The sequence below is a fragment of the Bacillus sp. HNG genome, from assembly GCF_003400205.1.
Classification (GTDB): Bacteria; Bacillota; Bacilli; order Bacillales; family Bacillaceae_L; genus Ferdinandcohnia.
This window is the reverse complement of sequence record NZ_QUQV01000042.1, coordinates 1-2,149: the sequence shown is the minus strand read 5'-3', so window position 1 is coordinate 2,149 and position 2,149 is coordinate 1. Positions and strand designations below refer to the sequence as shown.

Sequence of the window (2,149 nt, the reverse complement as noted above, 5' to 3'; positions counted from 1 at the left end):
ATGCCTTCACGAAGCCAAAATGATCTGAACTCACTTCTAATACCTATAAATCCATTTTAAAGGGGTATGAAATCCTGCGAATAAGTGAGCATTTGAGAGATATTCGTATCAAACTGAGGGAGTTGAACAAGCATTTGGTTATTTTGTAATTGAGTAAAGTAAAACGTGCATAGATTCGTTTTTATATAAAAAAGGACACCATAAGAGTTTAAGTCGTTCTCTTTTGAGGTACCCACAGATATAAAAACAAGTATAATAGCAGTGGATTTCACAACTGAAATCACACTTCTTTTTAATGTTAATTAAGGTAATATATGTTAAAGTTATTTGTATATTCCTTTTCAACTAACGGGTGCAGGTTAAGATTGATTAAAACTATACTTATTGAATTGATTGTACTAACGGTGAAGGTTTAATTGAAGAAAAAGACATTAGCATTATGAGGGGGAGCTTTTGTAATGGAAAGATTCAGTATTTGGCTACGCCGAAGTGTATTCGCCGTACTTTTTGTTGCACTAATTTTCACTATTTATCGGCATTACTTTGCAATAGATAAGACTCAAGAAGCAGTAATTGGTGAAGTTACTCCGAATTTTAGATTACAAACTATTAACGACGGAGAACTAGAATTAAAAGATTTACGTGGACAGGCAGTATTAATTAATTTTTGGGGTAGCTGGTGTACCCCTTGTAAAAATGAAATGCCTGCAATTCAAAATGCTTATGAACAATATAAAAATGATGGTTTTGAGGTTGTAGCTGTAAACATATATGAATCTGCAACAACTGTTTCAACTTTTCTGCAAAAAAATAATTTATCAATTCCTGTTGTCTTAGATAAAAATGGAGAAGTCTATAATACTTTCAATGTTCGTTATGTTCCTACATCCTTTTTTATAACCCCTGACGGAACTCTACAAAGTTCCTACGAAGGAGAGTTATCCAAGGAACAACTAGACCAATGGATAAAAGAAATTTTACCTAATTAAATAAAATAGAATATAGTGTTAAGGTGTAATAAGATTCGGATAAGCTGTTCTCCCTGAGCAGATTTTTTTCTATTGAACACACGGACAGGTTAATGGAATAACAAATGTGGATATTATGGTGAAATCAGTTGGTGGAAGGAGTGACCAAAATAAAAACAGTTCTTCAAGCATTTATTAGTTCAGTTGTAATTCACTTAGTCTATATAGTTGGTCAGATATTAGTCGGTTATATAAAAACAAGAAACTACAAACCAGATATTGCAAGTGCGTGGGATAAAGGAGAGACACTTCAAAATGAGGTTGTTTTTGGTAAAGTTAATTCTCCTTTTCTTTACTTATTAACATTTATTGGTGTAACAGTTATCTGCGGAATTATAATATTTTTATATAAAAAGTTGTTGTACTAACGGGTGCGTTGATCTAAGAAGGATTAACCACCTTTTTTGTTGAATTCCTTATTGAACAAACGGTGCAGGTTAGTTCAGTAAGCCAAAGAAGGAAAAGGTGAAAAGTGTAACGAATTAGAACTTAAAAAATAAATAAATTAGGGAGAAAAGGATGATGAAAAAAAAGCGATCAAATAAAATAATAGGTAAAGTTGTACACGGTTCGACACCAGAAGAACGATTTAAGGAAATACACGGTATGACAATAGAGGAATGGAACGAACAACAATTCAAAGTTAAAACTGGAATGACACCCGATGAATGGTATATTAAAGAGGCGAAATCTACAACACCATATGATTTTATTAAAGAACGCTACGGTACTGTTACCGAGGATGATGTGAAGCTTGTTAAGGATTTGCAACTTTTGGGGTTAAAAGATGAAGTTATATATGTGTTACTTGATTATGTTGCAATTGTTAGTGGAATCGGAATGGTACACTCGTGGGTAAGAGAAGTGGGTGAAAATTGGTTTAATGAAAAAATATTTACAATTGAAAAAGCGATCTCTTACGTTAGGGAACAACAGAATAAATATATGTGATAGTTTTATTATATTGGAAAATTTGTGAAGAATTACACTTAAGCTAACGGGTGCGTTCGTATTATAAGGTTAACCAGTTTTTACTGGTTGACCTTTTTTTAATAGATTCTATTATAGCAGTAGCCAGGGTAGGACGTACGGGTGCGTGGGGCATTGATCCCGTCAACTAA

Annotated in this window: 3 protein-coding genes; all 3 read left to right on the top strand. The window is 33.0% G+C overall.

Going from position 1 to position 2,149, the window contains the following annotated elements; all coding sequences use genetic code 11:
• Window positions 1-458 precede the first annotated feature (458 nt).
• Entirely contained in the window at window positions 459-989 is a 531-nt protein-coding gene (gene resA / locus DZB84_RS24525) for a thiol-disulfide oxidoreductase ResA (protein WP_116354902.1), read from the top strand.
• A gap of 140 nt (window positions 990-1,129) precedes the next feature.
• On the top strand, window positions 1,130-1,396 hold the full coding sequence (locus tag DZB84_RS24520; RefSeq protein ID WP_223254553.1) for a hypothetical protein: 267 nt from the start codon (window positions 1,130-1,132) through the stop codon (window positions 1,394-1,396).
• A gap of 154 nt (window positions 1,397-1,550) precedes the next feature.
• On the top strand, window positions 1,551-1,979 hold the full coding sequence (locus tag DZB84_RS24515; RefSeq protein ID WP_189655365.1) for a DnaD domain protein: 429 nt from the start codon (window positions 1,551-1,553) through the stop codon (window positions 1,977-1,979).
• Window positions 1,980-2,149 lie beyond the last annotated feature (170 nt).